This window comes from Bradyrhizobium sp. Tv2a-2 (assembly GCF_000472425.1).
GTDB lineage: Bacteria > Pseudomonadota > Alphaproteobacteria > Rhizobiales > Xanthobacteraceae > Bradyrhizobium.
In genome coordinates this window covers 621,766-643,778 of the sequence record NZ_AXAI01000001.1, presented here as the reverse complement: position 1 = coordinate 643,778, position 22,013 = coordinate 621,766, and the positions used below count along the sequence as shown (strand labels likewise).

Here is a 22,013-nt window from a genome sequence, read left to right as displayed (position 1 = left end):
AGAATAAACCGATGAGGCACGCGAGCATACCGGAGGCCTTGTCCCGGCTGGATGCCTTCAACAGGCTGTGGCGCAAAAGGCGCGTGTTCCTCGCCGTGTTCCTCGCGACCATCGGCGTGGCGGTGGCTGCGCTGGTCGTGCTGCCCGTGCGCTATATGGCGACCGCTTCTGTCATCGTCGCCGAGCCGGAGCCCGGCGTCGCCAACACCTCGCCCGCCTGGGCGCAGAAGATCGGCGATCCCGCCGACCTCGAAAGCCAGCTGCTGGTCATCCGCGCGCCGCGCCTGCTGCGCCAGGTGATGAATGCGCCCGGCGTCGTTCCGGCCGTGATCGAGGAATGCGAGCATGGCCAGCTGTTGGGCTCAGCCGGGCGTTGCGAAAGCTTGTCGGGCGATCCGACCAGCTTCATCGAATATGTCGATACCCATTATGCGATCGCCTCCGCGGGCCGCTCGCGCGTGATCAACATCTCCTACCAGTCGCCGCTGCCCGGAGTGGCGCAGCGGCTCGCCAACGCGCTGACCAACGCGTTTCTCGACGACCAGCGCAATGAAGGCGCCAACGGCCGCGAGGTCGCGACCTCCTGGCTGTGGCAGGAGCTGCAGCAGCTCGACGGCCAGATCCGCGCGGCGGACGACAAGATCCAGCAGTTTCGCCGCAACAAGGGCCTGATGCGCGGCGCCAATGGGCCAATCACTTCAGAACGCCTCACCAGCATCGGTCAGCAGCTCGCAGCCGCCGAAGCGGCGCGGGCGGAAGCCCTGGCGCGGCTGAAGGAGATCAAGTCCGAGCAGGAGCGTGGCCCGAGCGATGCGCCGTCCGTGCTCGCCAGCCGCACCGTCGCCGACCTCAAGCAGCAATTGACGACGGTGAGCGCACAGCTTGCCAGCGCCACCACCGTGCTCGGTCCGAAGCATCCCTCGATCCTGGCGCTCACCCGCGAGCAAGGCCTGATCCAGCAGCGCCTCTCCGACGAGATGCAGAACATCGCCAACAGCGCGCAAAAGACCTTCGATGCCAGCGACGCGCTGGTGACCTCGCTGAAGAAGCAGATGGACGCGGCCAAGGCGGACGCCGGCTCGGCGACGATCGACGAGGCGTCGATCGAGAGCATGGTGCGCGACACCGAGATCAAGCGCCAGCAATATGCCGACCTCTACAAGAAGGCGAGCGAGCTCGAGACCGAGCGCCGCGTCATGCTCGGCTCAACACGTCTAGTGAGCTTGGCCGAGCTGCCGAACAAGCCGTTCTTCCCGAAAAAGCTGCCGTTCCTCGCCGCCGGCGGCACGCTGGCGCTGATCCTCGGCATTGCCGCAGCGCTGCTTGCCGATCAGGTCTATCCGCCGTTGGAATATGGTGCGACAGCGAAGCCCCGGCCAATGCGCAAGGATGCTGAGGTCGTGCCTGCCGGGGCTGCCGCCGCGTTGCGTGGCCTGGAAAAGATCAGGGCGCTCGCTGTATCTCGTGAGCGCAAGCCGCAACGCGCGGCCACATCGGGGACGGGTACGCCGATCCTCGCCCGCCTGCCGCGATTGAGGCGTCAGCAGGCGGTGTCGCTTGTCGGCGCGATCATGCAGGATCATGTGCCGCTGACCCTTGCGCAGACGCTCGATCTCGCGGAGGGGCATCGCGCCTTCCGTCAGGCGCTCGGCGATCTCATGGATGTTCTGCGCATCGGCGAGGGTGAGCCCGGTCGTTGCATCGTCGTCACTTCGCCGGCGTCAGGTGAGGGGCGCACGCTCACCACGCTGGCGCTCGCGCATCACGCTGCCGCAATGGGCTGCCGTGTGCTCGCCGTCGAATGCGACCTGCAGCATCCGGCTTTTGCCCACGTGCTGTCGCTTACAGGCGGGCCGGGGTTGCTCGGCGTGCTGGCCGGCGACATTGCGATTCGCGACGCCGTCATCCGTACGGACAATCCCAAACTCGATGTGCTGGTGGCCGGCGGTGCGTCCGAGAAGGCAGCGGATCGGCTGGCCCGCAAGAGCCTCGCGCAACTGCTTTCCGTCTTCCGCAGCTATGATGTCGTCTTCATCGACAGCCCGCTGCCGACGCGTCGGCACGCCCGCTATCTCAGCGGCGTCGACAGCACCCTGCTCTGCATGAAAGGCGACAGCACGTTGGCCGAACGTATGGCAGCCGCCGTGGCGGCCGTGAAGGCGCTCGGGGGAAGCAATGTCGCGATCGCGGCCACCATGGTGGAACCGGAGCACGGCACCCTGCGTCAGCCGCGGCCCGTTCCGGCGGAAGTCTATGCAAGGGCCGTGTGATGGGCAGCGAACGTGTCCTGTTCGTCGATCACACCGGCCAGATCGGCGGCGCCGAGCTGATCCTGCTTGACGTCGTCGCGGGCCGCGAGAACTCGTCCGCCTTCCTGTTCGAAGATGGGCCGCTTGCGAAGGCGTTGGTTGAGCGCAAGCTCAAGCTCATCATCTCCAAATGGGGCAGCGGCCTGTCGCAGTTCCGCCGCGACAGCAAATGGCTCGCAGCGGCGCCACTCGTGGGCCGCCTCGCCGCGATCGTGGAGGAAATCGCATTGGCCTCGCGGTCGCATGACGTGGTCTATGCCAATTCGCAGAAAGCCTTCGTGCTCGCGGCGATCGCCAGTGTCTTTGCGCGCCGCCCGCTGATCTGGCATCTGCACGATATCATTTCCCCCGAGCATTTCGGCGCCATGCAGCGGCGCATGCAGGTGATGCTCGCGAATGCGCGCGCGACCAAGGTGATCGTGCCCTCGCAGGCCGCAGCCAGCGCCTTCATCGCGGCCGGCGGTAAGCGCGGGCTGATCGAGATCGTGCCCAACGGCCTGGCCTTGCCGCCGGAGCCGCGCACGGCAGCCGAGCTCAGGCAGAGCCTCGGCCTGCCGCAAGGGCCGCTGGTTGGTGTGTTCAGCCGTCTCGCCGCCTGGAAGGGGCAGCACGTGCTGCTCGAAGCGCTCACCGGATTACCTGAGGTCGGCTGCATTGTGGTCGGCGATGCGCTGTTCGGCGAGCAGGCCTATGCCGCGGAGCTGAAGCAGATGGTGCTCGCGCGTGGGCTTGCCGACCGCGTGCGCTTTCTTGGCCATCGCGGCGACGTGCCGAAGCTGATGAAGGCGGTCGACGTGATGGTGCATCCCTCGATCGACCCCGAGCCGTTCGGGCGCACGCTTGTGGAAGCGATGCTCGCAGGTGTACCCGTGATCGCAACCAACGCGGGCGCTGCGCCTGACATTCTCGAAGGCGGCAGGGCAGGAACGCTGGTGCCGCCCAATGATGCCAAGGCACTGGCCCACGCGATCGCATCCGTGCTTTCCAGGCCCGAGTCGCTCGACGGCCAGCTCGCCTATGCCTCGCTGCGCGCGAAAGCCCGGTACAGCGTGACGCAGATGCTCGAGGCGATCGGCCTTGTGATCCGCAAGCTGCAGGCGGGAGCCGCGGCATGAGTGCTCGCGCCGCCACGACGCCAGGGCCCACAACGCCAGGACCCACAACGCCAGGACTTGGCCTCTCGGCCGTGCCCGGCTGGCTGGTCGCGGCGTTGCTCGTGATCGGCATGGCCGTGGCCGGCGCCTCGCTCGGCGGCCTGTCGCGGCCCGTCTTCGTGCTGGCATGTGGCTTTGTCGGCTGGTTTGCCTGGCGTCAGAGCCCCGCGACGCATCTCCAAGCAGCGCTCATTCTCTTCACCTTCGCGCCCTTCGTGCGCCGCGTCGTCGATCTCCAGGTCGGCTATGACCAGCTCGGCCTGATGCTGATCGGGCCGCTGCTCGCGATTCTGGTGCCGGTGATTCACCTGCCGCGCCAGCTCGAGACCTATCGCGTCCCCGAATATGCGATGTGGCCGCTCGGCATCGTCGCAGCCAGCGTCGTCTATGCCGGAATACTCTCGATGGCGCAGGGCGACTGGACCAATGCAGCCTCCGGCACGCTGAAATGGTTGGCGCCGCTGCTCTACGCCGGGCTCCTGATGGTGAGCGCCGAGCGCGAGGAGCTGATCAAGGCGGCTACCTCGGCCTTTGCCTTCCTCCTCCCGGTGGTCGGCATTTATGCCATCTACCAATATGTCGATCCCTTGAGCTGGGACATTTACTGGATGCAGCTCGCGCCGATCCCCTCGATCGGCCAGCCCGTGCCCTACGGCATTCGCGTGTTCGGCACCATGAACGCACCGGCGAGCTTTGCGACATTCACTGCAACCGGGCTCTTCCTCATCGGTTTCTCGAAACGGCCGTGGCCGGCGCTGCTCGCCATTCCCGCCGCACTCGGGCTTCTGCTCTCGTTGTACCGCACGGCGTGGATATCGCTCGCCGTCAGCATCCTGTTCTGCCTGTTCTTCGCGGGAACGCGGCGTCGTGCCGGCATGATCCTGGCCGGCATCGGCGTCGCGGTGCTGCTTGCCGTTCTCTTCACGCCGTTCGGTGACATCGTCGCCGACCGCCTGTCCACGTTGAGCGAAGGTACCCAGGACGGCAGCGCACAGGAGCGGCTGGAGGAATTCGTCACGCTGTGGAGCCTGCCTGACAGCTCGCTGTTCGGCAGCGGCTTCACCATCACCGACGTCGGCGCGGCCGGGACCATGCCGATCGACGGCATGATCATCGCCTGCTGGCTGTCGATGGGGATCGTGGTCGGCGGCTTCTGCCTCGCCGCGCTGTTCTGGGCGATCGGCAATGCGCTCGCGGTGGCCTGGACCGATCCGGCGCCTGAAGCGGTCGTGATCGGCGCGCTGGCACTCGGCGCGCTCTCGCAAATGCCGCTTGCCAGCATCACTTCGGGCGAGAGCGGATTCCTGTTCTGGACCTTTGCCGCGCTGCTGACGCCGAAGCTCGATCTGAGGGTTACGGCATGACGGCGCGCCATCCCTCGATGCGGCGTTTCAGCGCCATTCTGATCTCGGGCGCGCTGGCCAGCAAGATGCTGGGCTTTGCGCGCGAGGTGATGATGGCGCATGTGCTCGGCGCCTCGCTGGTCGCCGACGGTTTCCGCGCTGCGCTGGCGGCCGTCCTGATCCCGCTTGCCTTCCTGCAGAACGAAAGCGTGCCCGCGATCATGATCCCGATGCATCGGGAGGCGATGGACCGGGACGCAGGGCCGCAGAGCCTGGGCGCGCTGACCGTCGTGATCGGGGTCGTCGCCGCCGGCGTCATGGTGATCATTCAGCTCATGGGCCAATGGTGGGTCGACGCCATGGTCGGCGGATTCACCGAACAGGGGCGCGAACTCACCTTGCATTTCGTGCGGATGATGTCGCTCGGCATGCCGGCGTCCGCCATCCTCAACGTGCTGGCCGCCGGCGAGATCGCGATCGGCCGCACCCGCCTGACCAATATCCGCGCCAGTGTGCTGAACGTCGCGGTGCTCGCCGGGATCGGGCTTTTGGTCGTGACCGGCGACGCCTACGCGCTCGCCTGTTGCTTCACGCTTGCCTTCAACGCGCTCGCGGTCTGGGGCCTGTTCAGCCTGTGGCGGCGCGGCGTGATCTCGTTCAGCGGTCTCACGCTGCGCCTGGTCGTCGCGACCGGCAGAGATTTCTTCCGCCGCCTGCGCGTCCTGCTGGGCGTTCCGCTTGCCGAGCAGGCCAATGTCTGGGTCGAGCGCCTGACGGCCTCCAGGCTCACGACTGGTGCTGTCGCTTCGCTGGATTATGCCCGCTCGCTCACCGAGAGCGCGCTGCTCCTGATCAGTCAGCCTGTCGGCATGGCCGTGCTGTCCAATCACGCACCGAAGAACATTCACGCCCAGGTCGAGCAGCTGTTGCGGCCGCTGCTGGCGCTGACCCTGCCGGCGTCGGCATTTCTCCTGGTGTTCGCGACCGACATTGTCCGCCTGGTGTATTTCCGCGGTGCCTTCGGCGACGAGGCGCTGGTTCTGACCTCGCATGCGCTGCGTGGCATCGCCTTCGGCGTCTGGGCCGCGACGCTTGGCTGGATCCTGATCCGACTGCTCAACGGCTCCGGACGCAACGGTGTCGCTGCCCTGATTCTGATGGCGAGCTATTTCGTCAATATGGCCTTCAATGTGCTGACCACGGCGCTGCATCCCGCGCCCGATCAGGGCATGTTGCTGCTGGGCCTCGGCGAAACCAGTCGCAGCCTCGTGCTGCTGATGGGGGTGGCGCTGGCGCTCCCCGAGCGGCGCAAGATCCTGAGCCTGATCGCGCTCGCCGCCCTGCCGGCGCTCCTGATGGCGGTACTGGGGCTCTTGATCGAGGGTGCTGTCGCTGAGCTGTTGCCGCGGCTTTTTGTCGGCGGACTCGCCTGTCTCTTCTGCCTTGCGGTTGCGATTGGTCTATTGATTCCGACAGCCGCGCTGTCAGCGCTCAGCCGTCTGCGCAGGACCTTTCGCGTGAAGGGAGAGCTCGGATGATCGGCTCGTCAGCAGCGATGCTTGCAGCAAATGTCCTGACGCTGCCGCTCGCAAAGGCCGCGGACCGGATGCTCGGACCGCGCGGCTGCCTGTTCACGTTCCACCGCGCAGCGCCAACGGCCGAGTGGGACAAGCTTCCGAACCGCGATTTCTATGTCGACATCGCGTTTCTCGACCGGTTCCTCGCTTATCTCAACGCCGGGGGCTGGGACGTCGTGACCGTCGGCGAGGCGCTGCGGCGCTCGGGCGGCGCCGACAATGACAGCCGCTACGTGAATTTCTCCATCGACGATTGCTACCGCGACAGTTTCGAGGTGGTGGCGCCGGTGTTCCGCCGCCATAACGTGCCGTTGACGCTGTTCGTCACCACGGGCATCCCCGACGGGACCCTGCCGCTGTGGTCGGCCGGTCTGGAAGACGCCTTGCTCAAGCGCGATTCGGTGATGGTCGACGGTCAGATCGTCAAGCTCTCGAAGGCCGAGGAGCGGCGCAAAGCCTACCAGCGCATCGCCTCCCGCTGGGACGGGCCCGACGCGGCGCGCCACCATGCTGCGTTCTGCGCGGCGAACGGCATCGATATGGACGCCATGCACTGGAAGCACGCCATCTCCTGGGAGATGTTGGAAGCACTGGCCAAGGATCCGCTGATCGAGATCGGCGCCCACACCATCAATCATGCGCGCATCTCCTCGCTCGCGCCGGAGGCTGCGCTCGCCGAGATCGAGGGATCGCGCACGCGGCTGAACGAGCGGCTCGGCATCAATGTGCAGCATTTTGCCTTTCCCTATGGCCGTTCCGCCGATTGCGGACCGCGCGACTTTGCGCTCGCGCGGCGGGCCGGTTTCCTGAGCGCAGCCACCACCCGAAAGGGGCTGCTGCGCGGCGGCCACGACCGCTTCAGCCTGCCGCGCAACACCATCAATGGCAGTCATCGCAGCCTGGGTGCGATGGAGATGCACCTGACAGGCTTCACCGGAACCGCTGCGCGGATCGCCGGGCGTGTCTGATATCAGGCCATTGCGAATCGTCTCCATCGCCCATCCGGCGGTGAGCAGCGAAGCCGGACGGTTGCGCTATCCCTTTCTCGCCGCCAAACGCGACGTCGAACTGCACCTGGTGCTGCCGGCGATCTGGAAGGAATTCGGCCGCACCATTGTCGCTGCGCCGCCTGACGAAACCGAGTTCTCGGTCCATGTACTGCCGATCCTGCTGCCGCAGGCCGGGCCGATGAACTGGTACCTGCACTTCTATCCGGCCCTGCGCCGGCTCTTGCGCAGGATCGATCCCGACGTGATCCATCTCTGGGAGGAGCCGTGGAGCATTGTCGCGCTGCAGGCAGAGCTGTTCAGGGGCCGTGCCGGGCTGGTGCTGGAGGTCGACCAGAACATCTTAAAGCGCCTGCCGCCGCCGTTCGAGGCCATTCGCAAATATGTGCTCGGGCGTACCGACCACGTGCTCTCCCGCAGCCCGGATGCCACCATGGTCGTGCGCGCGCGCGGCTACGCCGGGCCGGTGACGCCGATCGGCTATGGCGTCGATATCGAGACCTTTACGTCGGGTTCGAGCCCGGCCGCATTCTGCAGCAATGCGCTCAGGATCGGTTATGTCGGCCGGCTGATCGAGGAGAAGGGATTGGACGAGGCGCTCGACGCGATGGCGTTGAGCGGCGCGCCGGTCAGTCTGGCCATCATGGGCGAGGGGCCTTACGAGGCGAAACTGCGCGAGCGTGCCGCGGCGCTGGGTCTCGGCGAGCGCGTGACGTTCCGAGGCTGGGGTCAACCGGCCGACGTTGCTGATTTCATTCGCCGCTGCGATGCGCTGGTGCTGCTGACGCGGACCACCAACGCCGTGCGCGAGCAGTTCGGCCGGGTCATCATCGAGGCGCAGGCCTGCGGCGTGCCGGTGATCGGCTCGAGTTGCGGCGCCATCCCTGATGTCGTCGGCGACGGTGGCTGGATCGTGCCGGAGCGTGACGCGAAGGCTCTGCGGGAGCTCCTGGACAAGATCGCCGGCAATGCGGCCCTCATTCGCGCCAAGGGACTTGCGGCGCGAGAGAACGTGCGGGCGCGCTTCACATATGAAGCCGTCGCCACCGCGCTATTGACCGCGTGCAAGGCTGCCGCGGATGCCAAGCTCTCGCTGTCAGCCTGAGGCGCGAGCTCACAGTGGGCGCAGTTCATCCTTCGCTCGCGCCTCAAGATCACGGACCAAACGGGATGACGGGGAATCAGGCTGGCTTGCGTCTGACGCCGCCGGCACCAGCGGCGGCGCGACTATGCCGCGCTTCTCGGCGTCGATCTGCTTCAGCAACTCGATATAGTGCTGGCCGATCCGATCCCAGCCGTAGCTTCTGGCTGTCGCCAGCGCGCCTTCGCGCAGGCGGTTCATGAGCGCCGGATCGACGAAGGCCGCGGCGAGCTTGCCTGCGATGTCCTCGGCATCCATCCTGATCTGGAAGCCGTTGACGCCGTCCTTGAGATATTCCTCGATGCCGCCGGCAGCGGTGGCGAAGACCGGCAGCCCGCAGGCCATCGCCTCCATGCACACCAGCGAAAAGGTCTCGTACGCGGTCGGCAGCACGAAGGCGTCGGCGGCGGAATAGAGCGCGGGGAGATCGGAGCGGGCGCCGGTGAAGATCACGCGGTCCTGAACCTCCGGCGCAACCTTGCGATAGGGGGCGGGATTGTCGGAGCCGACCACCAAGAGGTGCGCGTCGTCGCCGAGCCGCTCCAGCGCGCCGATGGCGTGGGCAAGGCCCTTGCGCTGGAATTCATGGCCGACGAACAGCAGGAGCTTTGCATCAGGGGGGATATCGAACTCGCGCCGGATTGTGGTCCCGCTCTCTGCATTGCGGCTGAAGCGGGCGAGATCGATGCCGTTGGAGATCACGCGGATGCGCGAGGGCGGCACGGCGTAAAGCTGCTCCAGCTCCGCCGTGACGCGCGAGGAGACGGCGACGAAGGCGCGGTAGCGCAGGCCGCCGATCATGAAGCGGTCGCGCAGGCTGACCCACAGGTGCATCGGATTGAGCATCCAGCGCCAGCTGCCGGCGCTGCGCTTCTCCGCAAGGCTCTGCGCGTTCACCGCATGCACGACCAGCACGTCGCCTGTCAGCGAGTCGCCATGGCTGATCACGACGGCATTCGGATAGCGCCGCTTGATCGCCCAGGTTGCGATCAGCGTGAAGATCGGCACGACGATGGCGCGCCCGAGATGTCTGAACGGGCCGCGGGTCGGAATCCGCGACAGCCATGGCGCGATCCGCTCAATTCTCGTGGTGCCTTCGAAACTTTTGCTGACCGCGCTGGCCAGCACTACATTCGGTAAGTTGTTGCGGCTAAAAACGCGTGCAAGCTCGGCGGCGACGGTCTCGACGCCGCCCGCGGTGCTCAACTCCTGCACGACCTGCACGATCTGAAAGTCCATGGGATCGGTTTCTAGGAGCCGAACTTTGAAAAATCGTTCCAATTTGCGCACGTTCGAGCGAGTCGCGTTAACCATAATGCTGGCCCTCGGTGTGGCCTCCTTGGCGCGCGGCGGCGCGGCGGCGGGCGAGCGGCTACGGGATCGCATCGGCGGTGGCAATCTGGTGACGCATCTGGCGGGCCAGCCAGCGCTGGCGCAGCTCTATGCGGCGTTGCACGGGGTCGGCGTCACCATGGGACGGATGGATTCCTACGGCTGGCGTACGCTCGATCGCAAGCCGACGCCGCACGATTTCGATGCCGAAATGCTTCAAGCCCATGAGAACGCGATCACGCCAATCATCCTGCTGGAATACGAAGGCAGCTACCAGACGCTCAATCCGCCGCAACCGATCGGATCGTATCACGACTGGTTTGCCGCCGGACAAGCAATGGCGAAGCGTTTTCGTCCGGATGGTGAATGGGCAAAAGAGCACGGGATCATCGGCTGGGGCGCAACCATCTTCACCGCGATCAACGAGCCCGATGTGCAACAGAGCATTCCGCGCGAGGCCTATCACGACGCGCTGGCGGGGCTCGCGGACGGCGTGCACAGCGTCGATGCCGCGTTGAAGGTCGTGCCCGGCGGCTTCGCCACCTGCAACTCGCACCGTGACGCGACGTTGCGTGGCTATGGGCCCGCGATCGCCGACCTGCTCGAGGATGGCCGCCTCGACGGCATCGATCTGCACACCTACTACAATGCCCGCTGGTACCCGATGACCAAAGGCAGTGAATTCTCCGTGCAGACCTGCTTCGATCGCATCAAGCAGGCGATGGGCCTGCACCGCGACATCAAGTTCTATGCGACTGAATTCAATGTCGCGCGTCTCGGCGACTGGGACGATCCCAGGCTCGCTGCAAGATTATTCTTGAGCGCATTCTGGGACCAGGTCAGCGTGGCCGGCGCGGACGGAAAAACACCGGCGCTGGCGCTGGCGTTTCCCTGGAATCTTGGCGACACCGTGCGCGTCGATGGCCCGGCCTATGCGATGGCGGCGACTGAACACCCGTGGTCGCCCGATCCGCGAGCGATCGTGCTGCGGATGGTGCTGCGGCTTGCCGGCGACATGAGCGTCAAATCGATCGACAAGTCACGCGGGCTTACCACACTTGCCGGCCCCGATGCCGAACTTATCGTGTGGCAGAACTTGCCGGGATGGACCGGTCACCCGGGGCGCGTGCTCGAGCTTGAACTCCCCGACTGGGCGCGCACGATCGAGGTGTGGGGATGGGACGGCCTGCGGCGCCGCGTCTCGGTTGGTGGCGGCCACTTCGTGCTCGACGGGCTCGAAGAAAGCGAAACCACCATGATCCGCGTGCCGAAGCCGTGAAGACTTGCGGCAATTTGCGCGCGGCCGCTGACGACCGGTTAAGGTAAACGCGGAGTGAAGGCCCGGAACGGGACGCTATCGCTTGCATCCGGAGCGCAACTTGCTGTTATCCCGTTTAATCCAGAATGGCAGCGATCAATTGTGGTCGGATATCGCGATTTTGGTACGGGTCGAGCCGGTGCAGATCGAAGCCAGAGCCAAGCAACCAGATCTTCAGCGTGACGCGCCGGCGCCGGCCGCGCAGCTGAGGGTTCGCGAGATCGGCGAGGCCGATCTTCCCGCCATCGCAGCACTGCTGAGCCGGGGCTTTGCCTTTCGTTCGATCGACTACTGGCTGCGCGGGCTCAAGCGCCATGAGCGGAGCTCGCGCCCGGCCGACTATCCGACATTCGGCTATTGCCTCGATCATGGCGGCGTGCCGGTCGGCGTGATTCTCTTGTTGTTCTCGGAGGTGCAATCGGGCGCGGAGACGACCATCCGGTGCAACGTCTCGAGCTGGTATGTCGAGGCGCCCTTCCGCGCCTTTGCGCCGCTCTTGGTAAGGATCGCGACCAAGGACAGGCGCGTTACCTATTTCAATATCACGCCGGCACCGCATACATGGTCCACTAACGAGGCGCAGGGCTTTTCCGTCTACTGCAAGGGACAGATCTATGGGGCGCTGGCGCTGTCGCGGCCGGTGCGGCGGGCAAGGGTTGAGGTGTTCTCGGAAGCAGCAACCGAAGGCCTCAGTGATTATGAGACTGATCTGTTGCGCCGGCACGCCGCCTTCGGCTGCCTGAGCCTTGTTGTCCGCGACGGTGCGAATGCCCGTCCGTTCGTGTTCCAGAAGCACCGCGTGAAGGATGTCTTTCCGGTGTACCGGCTGATCTATTGCCGCGACATCGGTGACCTCAAGCGCTTCGCCGGAAATGTCGGGCGTTTCCTCGCGCGCCGCGGCGGACTGTTGGTCCGGTTTGATGCCAACGCACCCGTTTCCGGCATTGTCGGCTGGTATTCGGAAAAGCGCGGCCGCAAATACGTCAAGGGCCCGAGACCGCCGCTGCTCGGTGACCTCGCGTTCACGGAAGCGGCGCTGTTCGACAGCTAAAGCGCGATGAGATTTGGTTGAATCGTCATCGCGCTTTAGCTCTTTGATTGATCGGAAAACCACTACGCACTTTTCCGGATCATGCTTTAGATCTCGCGCACCACGCCCGGCTTGCCTTCTGCGCACTCCAGTGAGTCGCGGTCCCATTTCGCGGCATTGGCGGCGGCTTCATAGGTGCTCTCCAGGAAATCGAGCAACGCCTGGTCGGGATCCCCGGACAGACGCACGGCGTCATAGGGCAGAATGAATTCGCCCAAAGCTTCGCTGAAAAAAGCTGCGTCCGGCTTCACCCGCGTGCCGCGAAATCCCGCGGGCTCCGGATAGGCATAGGAATAGAACGCGGGATAATCGATCGCGCCGCTGCCCGGCCAGAAGCCGGCGCTGCTCACTTCATGCGAATAGGCTTCGCGGGCGACCGCGTCGGATAGATGCGGTACGCCGCCGGGATGACGCGGCGCGCGGCGTCCGGAGAAGCGCGTCACAGCAAGATCGAAGCTGCCCCAGAAGAAATGCACCGGGCTCGCCTTGCCTATAAAGCCGGTGCGGAACTGTTTGAACACTCGATCTGCATCGGTGAGAATCTGGAAGAAACGGCGCACCGCCTCGGCGTCATAGGACGCATGCAGGGTATCCCGCGAAAAGCGGATGGGATCGGGCAATTCGTTCGGCATTTCATTGATGGCAACGCGAATGCCGATCTCGGCAAGCGTCGCTAGAAGCTGCGCATGGAAGCTCGCGACGGAATGTCCCGCGAGAGCGAACTGGCGCGTGGCGCCGTCGTTTTTTGAAATGTGCAGAACGTGATCGATGAAATCGAACTCGATCTCGAAGGATCCGTCGCCATCCGGGATGGACGAGGTCGAGAGCCCGCGTGCGTTGACATAAAGCGCCACGTGCCAGGAATGGTTCAGCCAGGGTGTGCGGGAAAGCCTGATCTTGCCGACGATCTGGGTAAAGAGGTGCAGTGTCGCATAGGTGTCATGCCAAACGGCGGTCGGCAGTTCCGGCCAGGAGGTCTGTGTGCCTGTTCTCATGCCTCACCCCCAGCAGGTCGATCGGCATCGCCTCATGCAAAAAAGGCCGGACCCGATGAGCGCAGCCTTCAATACGCCCTTGCTTAGATTAGCGCTACTGCTTCGCCTGCCGGCGCCGAGATCACGAACGCGTGCACTCGGAGCAGCCGAAACGGCCCTTTGAGGCACGGAACAAGCTCCGGCAATACCAACGCCGCGCCACAGCCTGCAGCGGCCGCCGCATCGCCTGAGCCATGAATAAAATTTCGACCATCATCCTACCCTTCGTTGATAGGAAAATGGGGCGGCATCTCGCTTTGACAATGCCGCCCCTGCACGCATCAGCCATGCAGTTAGCTATAGAGCTCAGTTAGCGATGGAGCTCTCGGTTAGCCGTGAAGTTTCCTGGCCGTTTCCGCGATCGCACGGCCCTGGTAGCGGGCGCCGGCGAGCTCGTTGGCGCTGGGCTGGCGGCTGCCATCGGTGCCGGCGATCGTTGTCGCCCCATAAGGCGCGCCGCCGGTGATCTCGTCGAGCTTCATCTGGCCGGCGAAGCCGTAATTCATGCCGACCACGACCATGCCGAAATGCAGCAGGTTGGTGATGATGGAGAACAGTGTGGTCTCCTGGCCGCCATGCTGGGTCCCGGTCGAGGTGAAAGCGCCGCCGACCTTGCCGTTGAGCGCGCCCTTGGCCCAGAGGCCGCCGGCCTGGTCGAGGAAGTTCGCCATCTGCGAGGCCATGCGTCCGAAACGGGTGCCGGTGCCGACGACGATGGCATCGTAATTGACGAGGTCCTCGATCTTGGCGACGGGAGCGGCCTGATCGAGCTTGTAGTACGAGGCTTTGGCGACTTCAGCGGGCACGAGCTCAGGCACACGCTTGACGTCGACGGTCGCGCCGGCTTCGCGCGCGCCTTCGGCAACGGCATTCGCCATGGCTTCGATATGACCATAGGCGGAATAATAGAGAACGAGGACTTTTGCCATGTGTAGTCTCCTTGATGGGGATGAGGGGTGATTGGGGTGAAAAAGTGGAGCCGTCACGGCCGGGCGTATTCCGGCTAGTCACGTCTTTGTTTCGCGAGGCTCTGTTTGCTTCTGCGAGAGGTGAGTCGTGATGTGCGGCGCAAGGCTGCGCATCACGAGTCATTGAGTGGCTTACGCCGCGTCCACGAGCACGAGTTCGGAATCCTCCAGCGCCTTGATGCGCAGGTTCTCCTCGCCGGAAATCGCAGCGCCGTCGCGGGCATTGACCCGCACGCCGTTGATCTCGACTGAGCCCGCCGCCGGCACCAGGTAGAGGTTGCGCGTCTTGCCGGTGGCATATTCGGCGCTCTCGCCGGCCTTCAGCGTGGTAGCGAGCACCCGCGCATCGGCGCGGATCGGCAGGGCATCGTCATCGCCGTTGATGCCGCTTGCGATGGTGACGAGCTTGCCGGAGCGGTCGGCCTTGGGGAACGGTTTTGAGCCCCAGGTCGGCTCGCCGCCGCGTGCGGTCGGCTGAATCCAGATCTGGAAGATTTTTGTCGTGCCCGGCTCCAGATTGTATTCGGAATGGCGGATACCGTTGCCGGCGCTCATCACCTGCACATCGCCCGCCTCGGTGCGGCCCTTGTTACCAAGGCTGTCCTGGTGGGTGATCGCACCCTGGCGCACATAGGTGATGATTTCCATGTTGGCGTGGGGATGGGCAGGAAAGCCGGTGTTCGGCGCGATCTCGTCGTCGTTCCACACCCGCAAGGCGCCGTGGCTCATGTGGCGGGGATCGTAATAGTCGGCAAACGAGAAGTGATGGCGGGCATTCAGCCAGCCGTGGTCGGCATGGCCCAGCTTGGCGAAGGGTTTGACTTCGATCATGTGATTTCTCCTGGCAAAAGGGTCTGAGTGGAGCCGGGCGCTGAGCGCCCGGCGTTGTTGAACGGTGCTGTCGTCAGGCGGTGAAGCCGCCGTCGATGGTGAGCACCGAGCCCGTCACGAAGGACGCTTCGGGGCTCGCGAGGAACGCGACGCCGGCTGCGATCTCCTCTGGTCGTCCGTAGCGCTGCAGGGCATTTATTTTGCGCTGGGCCTCGGCAGACTCGCCGCCGTCCTTTGGATTCATGTCGCTGTCAGTCGAGCCCGGCTGCACCACGTTCACAGTGATACCGCGCGGGCCGAGATCGCGCGCTGCGCCCTTGGTGTAGCCAACTACCGCAGCCTTGGTGGCCACGTAGTCGGCCAATCCCGGGAAAGCCGTGTGATCCGCAAGCATCGAGCCGATTGTGACGATGCGGCCGCCGTCTCCCATCAGTTTCGAGGCTGCGCGGATTGCCGTGATCACGCCTTGCACGTTGATTGCGTACTGCCGCGCCAGCGCTGCACTGTCCGCCTTGGGATCGTCGACAGCACCGCCCGCCGCAACACCCGCGTTATTGACGAGAATATCGAGACGGCCGAAATGCTTTGCCACGTCGTTGACGAGGGCCTCGACCGCTTCGGGCGATGCCTGGTCCGCCCTGAACGCCCTGGCTTCAACACCCCTGGCCTTCAACTCCGCGACCACCGCCTCGGCCTTGTCCGGCGAGGCGACATAGCTGATCGCAACATTGGCGCCCTGATCGGCGAGGGCACGGGCGCTGGCTGCGCCGATGCCGCGCGAGCCGCCGGTAACGAGGGCAACTTTGCCTGAAAGCTTCTTGGTCATTGGATCGCTCCATTGCCTTAAATTTCGATGGGCTATGGATATGCCGCCAACGTTGATATAGAAATAGAAACTATCGAAACTCATTGTTTCCATTATTGCGGTAGTCTGACATGGCAAAACTTCCGGACTTCGAGGCGCTGGCGATCTTCGCGAAAGTTGTGGAGCTCAGGTCGTTTGCGGCGGCGTCGAGCGAGCTTGCGCTGTCCAAGGCGACCGTCTCCAAGGCGGTGAGCCGGCTGGAGGAGCGGCTGGGTGCGCGGCTGTTCAACCGCACCTCGCGGCGGCTCGCACTGACCGATGCCGGCCAGCGGCTGGCGACGCGGGCCGCGCAGTTGCTGGCCGATGGCGAGGAGGCCGAGAACGAGGCGCTGGCGCAATCGACCGCGCCGCGCGGGCTGGTGCGGCTTGCGGTGCCGATGTCGTTCGGCGTCAAGTCCGTGGCGCCGCTCTTGCCGGAGTTTCTGGCGCAATATCCCGATGTCTCGATCGACCTGCATTTGAGCGACGCCACTGTCGACCTGATCGGTGAGGGCTTCGACGCCGGCCTGCGCATCGCGCGGCTGCCGGATTCCTCGCTGATCGCGCGCAGGCTCTGCGGCATGCCGCGCTACACGGTCGCGGCGCCCTCTTATCTCGAGCGCTACGGCCGGCCGACGCATCCCATGCATCTCGCGGAGCATAAGTGCTTCGGCTACGCCTATCTCTCGACGCCCAATGTCTGGCACTACACCAATGCTGCCGGCGAGCAGGCGAGCGTACGCCCCGCAGGGCAGTTGCGCGTCAACAATGGCGAGGCGGTGCTGCCAGCCTTGATCGCGGGGCTCGGCATCGCCGACCTTCCGGATTTCATCGTCGGCGATGCGATTGCTTCAGGTGAGGTCGAGGTGATCCTCAAAGGCTGGAAGCAGCCCGAGGGCGCGGTGCATCTGGTCACGCCGCCCGGCGGCCCGCGGCCGGCGCGCGTGGAAGTGCTGGCTGAGTTTTTGATGCGGCATTTTTCGAAGGGGAAGAAGCGGAATCAGTGAAGTGACCGGAGCCTTCTTCACGACTTGTTGAGTCTCGTGAACTTTCGCGAGCCTCATTCATTGCCGAAGCTTGGCCGGCAAGCGGTCTGGAACCGCAACCATTCAATCTGATGAAGCAACCTGCATGCGAACGAAATCGATCGTCTTCCTTCTTGTGTGCGTCCTCGCCGGCGGCGTCGCGGTCTCCGCTGCTGCGCGCGCCGACGAATATCGTGGGACCATGGACCAGCAGATGGCATGCACGCCGGATGTCTGGCGGCTCTGCAGCGATCAGATCCCCGACGTCAACCGCATCGTCGCCTGTTTGCGGCATAACACGCCACAGCTCTCGGATGGTTGCCGCGCGGTGTTCGACACCAGCAACCGCGTGGATCAGCCTCCGGGCCGCGGACGACGACCGCCGCCTGGCGCCAGCCAACCGCTCCAGCCTCAGCCGCGCAGCGATGATGATTGGTTCAGGTGACCGCGACTTGATTGCCGGGGACTTGCCGGTGCTCGCAGACGTCGATCCATTCGGCGCCGACGAGCTCGGCCATCCGCTCCGGCCCGATTCGCACGGCGCTGTGGGTCGAGCCGGCGGCCGGTACCACGATGTCGAAGGCTTTTAGCGAGACGTCGCAATAAATCGGTAGCGGCGCCTTCAGCCCAAACGGGCAGACGCCGCCGACCTCATGCCCGGTAATGTCGGCGACCTCGTCGAGTGCCAGCATCTTCGGCTTCACTCCGAACAGCGCCTTTATCTTCTTGTTGTCCATGCGCGCGGTGCCGCTGGTCACGATCAGGACCACGCGCTCGCCGACGCGCAGCGATAGCGTCTTGCCGATTCGCGCCGGCTCGACGCCATAGGCTTCAGCGGCAAGGGCGACGGTGGCCGAGGAGATCGACGAGACGATGACGTCAATGTCGGGGGCTTTTTCCGCGAAGAAGGCGCGGACCGATTCGAGACTCATGCGGCTTTCACAATAGGAGGCAATTCCGCCAGCGACCGGACGCGATGATCCGGCGCGAAGCCAAGTTCGTCCATCTGGGTGCGCAGGGTCTTGAACATGGTCAGCGGGGCAATGGTTTCAGTCTCGACGCAGGCGAGCGCCATCGCTTCCGGCGTCACCCGCTCGATCCAGGCGACGTTGAGGCCGAAGGCCTTGGCACCGCAGGCGTCCCACGGGTTCGAGGAGACGAAGAGCACGGAAGCAGGCGGGATGGCAAGTGTCGTTTCGATCAGGCCGTAGGCGAGGGGGCTCGGCTTGAAGATCCTGTTGGCGTCGACGCTGATGGTCGCGTTGAGGACGCGGTCGAGCCCCGAGTTGCGCACCAGCGCGTCGAGCATGTCGGGGCTGCCATTGGAGAGGATCGCGAGCTTGCGGTCCCGCATGGCGCCGAGTGCGTCCATCGCGTCCGGATAGAGGTCGAGATGCAGATATTTGTCGATGATGCGCTCGAAGGCCTCGGGCTCATAAGTCAGGCCGAGCACGCGCAGCGTATAGGCAAGAGAGTCTCGCGTGACGGTGGCAAAACTCTCGTAACGGCCCATCAGCGTGCGCAGCCAGCTATATTCAAGCTGCTTGATGCGCCAGATTTGTGTGATGATGTCGCCGTAGTCCGGAAACGTCTCTTCCGTAACCGCGGCCACCGACTGGATGTCGTACAGCGTGCCATAAGCGTCGAACACGACGGCCTTGATGTTCATCTTCGTCACCTGTCCGGTTTCGACCGGCCCTCATCCCTGCCGCCGATCATGCTTGCGAGAAAATCGTGTACAGCCTCGATCGACTGCTCGGCAGCCGTCTGATTGTATTCGAGATGGTGGCCAAGATAGGTCCGCGGAGTCTGAAGCGTGACCGTATCGAAGGCATGATAGGCGCCGGGATAGACGATCAGCTTCGCGGGCACGCCCATTCCCTTCTCGCGAGAAATGCCGAAGCCGTCGCGCCCTTCGACCATATCGCGGCAATCTTGCGCCGGCGTCCAGTCGTCGCTTGCGCCGATCAGGATCAAGGTCGGCACCGTCATGTTGTCCTTGAAACCCTTACAGGGCGGATAGAAGGCGATGCCCGCACGGAATTTGTGGTGCGCGGTTGCCTCGATGACGCTGCTTTCGAGCGAGGTTAGCGTCAGCCAGCCGCCTTGCGAAAAGCCAAGCAGCACGACGCGGTTCGTGTCGACGAACGGCTGCAGGGCAAGATAGTCGAGGGCCCGGTAGGCATCGAAGGCCAAGTCGACCGGCGCCCCGCTGGTGCAGGTGTTCTCGAGGCCGCGTGGCCCGAAACTGTCGACGGTCAGTGTAACGTAACCCCAGCCGGCGATCCGATTGCCCCAGCGCTCGTCGAGCCGCTTGTAGTTGCCGGCGCAGCCGTGCAGCAGCACTACCGCGGGAAGAGCGCCGCCACCCTCGGGCTGTCGGAGATAGGCCTGCAGCGGCTGGCTGCTGGCGAGCGGCGTTTCCAGTTCGACAATGCGGGCGGATTGCTCGGCCGCGATCGCCGCGCTCGCAGAGAAAAGCGCGGCAATGAGAGCGGCGACGGTCAGCAGCTTTGGCATCGCGTAACCCTCGAGGTTGGGTTGCGCGATGCCGCTTCCGTTAGATGCCGAGCAGCTTGCGCGCGTTGGCCTTCAGCACTTTCGGCCGGATCTCGTCGCGGATGTCGAGCTTGGCGAAATCCGCAAGCCACCGGTCCGGCGTGATGACCGGCCAGTCCGAGCCGAACAGCATCTTATCCTGCAAAATGGAATTGATGTAGCGGACCAGGATCGGCGGGAAATATTTCGGCGACCAGCCGGAGAGGTCGATATAGACGTTCGGCTTGTGGGTCGCGACCGACAGCGCCTCCTCCTGCCAGGGGAAGGAGGGATGCGCCAGGATGATCTTCAGGTCGGGGAAATCCGCCGCCACGTCGTCCATATACATCGGATTGGAATATTTCAGCCGCATGCCCATGCCGCCGGGCATGCCGCTGCCGACGCCTGTCTGCCCGGTATGGAACAACGCGATCGCGCCGCCGTCATTGATGGCTTCATAGAGCGGATAGGCCATCCGGTCATTGGCATAGAAGCCCTGCATGGTCGGGTGGAACTTGAAGCCGCGGACGCCATAATCCTGCATCAGCCGCTTGGCCTCGCGCACGCCGAGCTTGCCCTTGTGCGGATCGATGCTGGCAAAGGGGATCAGCACGTCGAGATTTTGCGACGCGATCTCGAGCATCTCGTCGTTGTTGTAGCGGCGGAAGCCGGTCTCGCGCTCGGCATCGACAGGGAAGATCACGGCGGCGATCTTCTTCGCCCGGTAATAGGCGGCCGTCTCCGGCACCGTCGGCGGATGCTTGTGCGGCGACTTGAAATATTCCGCCATCTGCGCCTGGAAATCGTCATAGCCGTCGTCGCCATGCATGCCGCAGGGCTCCTCGGCGTGGGTGTGGATGTCGATCGCAACGACATCGTCGAGATTGGGCAGCGTAAGTTTGGGCATGGCTTTTCCGTCCCGGCGGCTTGGCTTTCAGGGTTCGGGAAATTGATTATACCTTATAACGATTTTGGCAAGCCCGAACCGGACGCTGTTTGGGGGCAACGCCATTCGCGTCCAGCAAAGGTCTCTTGCTCCCCGGCGGCTTCGCGTATTGTTCGCAGGCCCAACAACAAGAACAGGGAGGACGAAATGGCCGAGGCGGCAGCCTTCGAGACCGATTTCTGGAAAGACGCCAATCTGCGCAAGGTCTGGGATGACATCGTTCCGGGCGAGCCGCGCAAGACCATTCCCTACACGCTGACCCGCCAGGCCGTCGAACTCTATTGCCGGGCGGTGGGCGAGACACACCCGCTCTATTTCGACGAGGCCTATGCCAGGACGACGCGCTACGGCGGACTGATCGCGCCGCCCTCGATCCATATCCTGCTGATGTTCTCCTGTACGCCGGCGGATGACTGGATGCGCTCGCCCGGCACGATCAACGCCGGCCAGTCCTGGAGCTACAACATTCCCGCGCGGCCGGACGACGTCATTACGCTCCAGGCGCGCGCGCTGGACAAGTTCATCAAGCGCGAACGGCTGTTTGTGGTGCACGACAACGTCTTCTTCAACGGGAAGGGCGACGTGGTCTGTTCGGGCCGCGGCTGGACCATCCGGCCGGTATGAAGGGAAGGCGCCATGACCAACGTATTCGAAAATCTGAACGCCGGCGACGGCATCGAGGGTCCGCAATTCGCCGTTACCCGCGAATCCATCCGCCTGTTTTGCGATGCCTCGCTCGACTACAATCCGCTGCATCTCGACGACGAGTTTATGAAGGGCAGCTTCGGCCAGACCCAGTTCGGCGGCGTCATCATGCACGGCATGAACAATTTCGGGCTGATCTCTCGGATGATCACCGACTGGGCCTATCCCCGCGATGCCGTTCATCGCCGCCTCGAGACGCGCTGGGTGAAGCCGGTCCAGCCGGGCGACACGATCCGGCCCTCTGGCATCATCAGGTCAAAACAGGAGACGGCAAAGTCGCGCTGGGTTCTTATCGACGTCGTGGTTCGCAACCAGCACGACGAGAGGGTCGCGACCGGCGAGGCCATGGTCGAGTTCCCGAAGGCGATTTCGCCCTGATTTCAGCGGCAGCGGCTCGCTAAAGCATGATCCGGAAAAGTGTGTAGCGGTTTTCCGAAGGGATCATGCTCAATCAAAGACCTAATGCGCGACGACGATTCAACCAGATCTCATCGCGCTTTGGCGTCATGCGCGGCGCCGAATTGGAGCGGTGGGAAGGGGCCATTCGCATTGACATTGGCCCCTCCGATCGCTTAGAAACTGCGCCATCCCGGGCGGTTGCCGCCGGCGGGATGATCCCCATTTTGCCACATCCGGCTGTCGTAACGGCCTTTGGAAGCATCAGGATTTTGCCATGAAGGTCCGTAACTCGTTGAAATCACTGCGCGGCCGCCACCGTGCCAACCGTCTGGTCCGCCGCAAGGGCCGGGTCTATGTGATCAACAAGGTCCAGCGCCGCTTCAAGGCGCGCCAGGGCTGATCGTTTGGCCGGCTGGCTGGCTGATCGGTCGGCTCGCTATCGATCGGCACAT

At 64.3% G+C, this 22,013-nt stretch carries 22 protein-coding genes; 13 read left to right on the top strand and 9 right to left on the bottom strand.

The annotated features are described in order from the left end of the window. The first annotated feature begins 11 nt into the window (after nt 1–11). The 6 genes from A3AI_RS0103135 to A3AI_RS0103110 are packed head-to-tail and all read left to right on the top strand — an operon-like array spanning nt 12 to nt 8,495. Nucleotides 12–2,270, top strand: coding sequence for an exopolysaccharide transport family protein (locus A3AI_RS0103135; RefSeq protein WP_024514178.1), 2,259 nt, complete (start codon nt 12–14; stop codon nt 2,268–2,270). Next, the gene (locus tag A3AI_RS0103130) at nt 2,267–3,424 is read left to right on the top strand and encodes a glycosyltransferase family 4 protein (protein ID WP_024514177.1); all 1,158 of its coding nucleotides are present in this window, start codon (nt 2,267–2,269) and stop codon (nt 3,422–3,424) included. Before A3AI_RS0103135 ends, A3AI_RS0103130 begins: the two co-directional genes overlap by 4 nt. After that, nucleotides 3,421–4,827: an O-antigen ligase family protein gene (locus tag A3AI_RS0103125; RefSeq protein ID WP_245286810.1), complete on the top strand. Its 1,407-nt coding sequence runs from the start codon at nt 3,421–3,423 to the stop codon at nt 4,825–4,827. The genes A3AI_RS0103130 and A3AI_RS0103125 overlap by 4 nt, the downstream gene beginning before the upstream one ends. Then, nucleotides 4,824–6,344 carry a lipid II flippase MurJ gene (locus tag A3AI_RS0103120; protein ID WP_024514175.1) on the top strand — a complete coding sequence of 507 codons (1,521 nt, stop codon included), beginning with the start codon at nt 4,824–4,826 and terminating at the stop codon, nt 6,342–6,344. The genes A3AI_RS0103125 and A3AI_RS0103120 overlap by 4 nt, the downstream gene beginning before the upstream one ends. Then, the gene (locus A3AI_RS0103115; RefSeq protein WP_024514174.1) at nt 6,341–7,351 is read left to right on the top strand and encodes a polysaccharide deacetylase family protein; all 1,011 of its coding nucleotides are present in this window, start codon (nt 6,341–6,343) and stop codon (nt 7,349–7,351) included. The genes A3AI_RS0103120 and A3AI_RS0103115 overlap by 4 nt, the downstream gene beginning before the upstream one ends. Continuing rightward, nucleotides 7,344–8,495 (top strand): glycosyltransferase, encoded by a 1,152-nt coding sequence (locus A3AI_RS0103110; RefSeq protein WP_024514173.1) that lies wholly within the window; start codon nt 7,344–7,346, stop codon nt 8,493–8,495. The genes A3AI_RS0103115 and A3AI_RS0103110 overlap by 8 nt, the downstream gene beginning before the upstream one ends. Nucleotides 8,496–8,504: 9 nt before the next feature. On the opposite strand, the gene A3AI_RS0103105 is transcribed toward A3AI_RS0103110, so the two are convergent. Further along, complete coding sequence (locus tag A3AI_RS0103105) at nt 8,505–9,770, bottom strand: glycosyltransferase family 4 protein (RefSeq protein WP_024514172.1); 1,266 nt, start codon at nt 9,768–9,770, stop codon at nt 8,505–8,507. A gap of 76 nt (nt 9,771–9,846) precedes the next feature. Here A3AI_RS0103105 and A3AI_RS0103100 point away from each other — a divergent pair, with 76 nt between their 5' ends. Together A3AI_RS0103100 and A3AI_RS0103095 are read left to right on the top strand one after the other, a co-directional pair. Next, nucleotides 9,847–11,142 (top strand): hypothetical protein, encoded by a 1,296-nt coding sequence (locus A3AI_RS0103100; RefSeq protein ID WP_051382266.1) that lies wholly within the window; start codon nt 9,847–9,849, stop codon nt 11,140–11,142. A gap of 244 nt (nt 11,143–11,386) precedes the next feature. Further along, nucleotides 11,387–12,232 carry a hypothetical protein gene (locus A3AI_RS0103095; protein ID WP_036047385.1) on the top strand — a complete coding sequence of 282 codons (846 nt, stop codon included), beginning with the start codon at nt 11,387–11,389 and terminating at the stop codon, nt 12,230–12,232. 86 nt (nt 12,233–12,318) lie between these two features. Here the strand turns inward: A3AI_RS0103095 and A3AI_RS0103090 are convergent, their stop codons facing one another. The 4 genes from A3AI_RS0103090 to A3AI_RS0103075 all read right to left on the bottom strand — a co-directional run bounded on the left by A3AI_RS0103090 (nt 12,319) and on the right by A3AI_RS0103075 (nt 15,930). Further along, nucleotides 12,319–13,266: a DUF5996 family protein gene (locus A3AI_RS0103090; RefSeq protein WP_024514169.1), complete on the bottom strand. Its 948-nt coding sequence runs from the start codon at nt 13,264–13,266 to the stop codon at nt 12,319–12,321. A gap of 368 nt (nt 13,267–13,634) precedes the next feature. Further along, the gene (gene wrbA / locus A3AI_RS0103085; RefSeq protein ID WP_024514168.1) at nt 13,635–14,234 is read right to left on the bottom strand and encodes an NAD(P)H:quinone oxidoreductase; all 600 of its coding nucleotides are present in this window, start codon (nt 14,232–14,234) and stop codon (nt 13,635–13,637) included. Nucleotides 14,235–14,405: 171 nt separating this feature from the next. Continuing rightward, a complete protein-coding gene (locus tag A3AI_RS0103080; protein WP_024514167.1) occupies nt 14,406–15,104 on the bottom strand; it encodes a pirin family protein in 699 nt (232 codons plus the stop codon). A gap of 73 nt (nt 15,105–15,177) precedes the next feature. After that, on the bottom strand, nt 15,178–15,930 hold the full coding sequence (locus A3AI_RS0103075; protein ID WP_024514166.1) for an SDR family NAD(P)-dependent oxidoreductase: 753 nt from the start codon (nt 15,928–15,930) through the stop codon (nt 15,178–15,180). Nucleotides 15,931–16,040: 110 nt separating this feature from the next. Between A3AI_RS0103075 and A3AI_RS0103070 the strand changes: the two genes are divergently transcribed. After that, the gene (locus tag A3AI_RS0103070; protein ID WP_024514165.1) at nt 16,041–16,955 is read left to right on the top strand and encodes a LysR family transcriptional regulator; all 915 of its coding nucleotides are present in this window, start codon (nt 16,041–16,043) and stop codon (nt 16,953–16,955) included. Between the two features lie 124 nt (nt 16,956–17,079). Then, entirely contained in the window at nt 17,080–17,418 is a 339-nt protein-coding gene (locus A3AI_RS0103065) for a hypothetical protein (protein ID WP_024514164.1), read from the top strand. Here A3AI_RS0103065 and A3AI_RS0103060 read toward each other — a convergent pair. The 4 genes from A3AI_RS0103060 to A3AI_RS0103045 are packed head-to-tail and all read right to left on the bottom strand — an operon-like array spanning nt 17,411 to nt 20,418. After that, a complete protein-coding gene (locus A3AI_RS0103060; RefSeq protein WP_024514163.1) occupies nt 17,411–17,905 on the bottom strand; it encodes a YbaK/EbsC family protein in 495 nt (164 codons plus the stop codon). The genes A3AI_RS0103065 and A3AI_RS0103060 overlap by 8 nt on opposite strands. Then, entirely contained in the window at nt 17,902–18,642 is a 741-nt protein-coding gene (locus A3AI_RS0103055; RefSeq protein WP_024514162.1) for a haloacid dehalogenase type II, read from the bottom strand. The genes A3AI_RS0103060 and A3AI_RS0103055 overlap by 4 nt, the downstream gene beginning before the upstream one ends. A gap of 5 nt (nt 18,643–18,647) precedes the next feature. Beyond that, entirely contained in the window at nt 18,648–19,493 is an 846-nt protein-coding gene (locus A3AI_RS0103050; protein WP_024514161.1) for a dienelactone hydrolase family protein, read from the bottom strand. A 40-nt stretch (nt 19,494–19,533) separates the two neighbouring features. Beyond that, nucleotides 19,534–20,418, bottom strand: a complete 885-nt coding sequence (locus tag A3AI_RS0103045; RefSeq protein WP_024514160.1) for an amidohydrolase family protein — start codon at nt 20,416–20,418, stop codon at nt 19,534–19,536. 186 nt (nt 20,419–20,604) lie between these two features. Between A3AI_RS0103045 and A3AI_RS0103040 the strand changes: the two genes are divergently transcribed. The 3 genes from A3AI_RS0103040 (at nt 20,605) to ykgO (ending at nt 21,961) form a co-directional block, all read left to right on the top strand. Beyond that, a complete protein-coding gene (locus A3AI_RS0103040; RefSeq protein WP_024514159.1) occupies nt 20,605–21,081 on the top strand; it encodes a MaoC family dehydratase in 477 nt (158 codons plus the stop codon). A 12-nt stretch (nt 21,082–21,093) separates the two neighbouring features. Further along, a complete protein-coding gene (locus tag A3AI_RS0103035; protein ID WP_024514158.1) occupies nt 21,094–21,540 on the top strand; it encodes a MaoC family dehydratase in 447 nt (148 codons plus the stop codon). Nucleotides 21,541–21,835: 295 nt separating this feature from the next. Then, complete coding sequence (gene ykgO / locus A3AI_RS0103030; protein ID WP_006611362.1) at nt 21,836–21,961, top strand: type B 50S ribosomal protein L36; 126 nt, start codon at nt 21,836–21,838, stop codon at nt 21,959–21,961. The last annotated feature ends 52 nt before the right edge of the window (nt 21,962–22,013 follow it).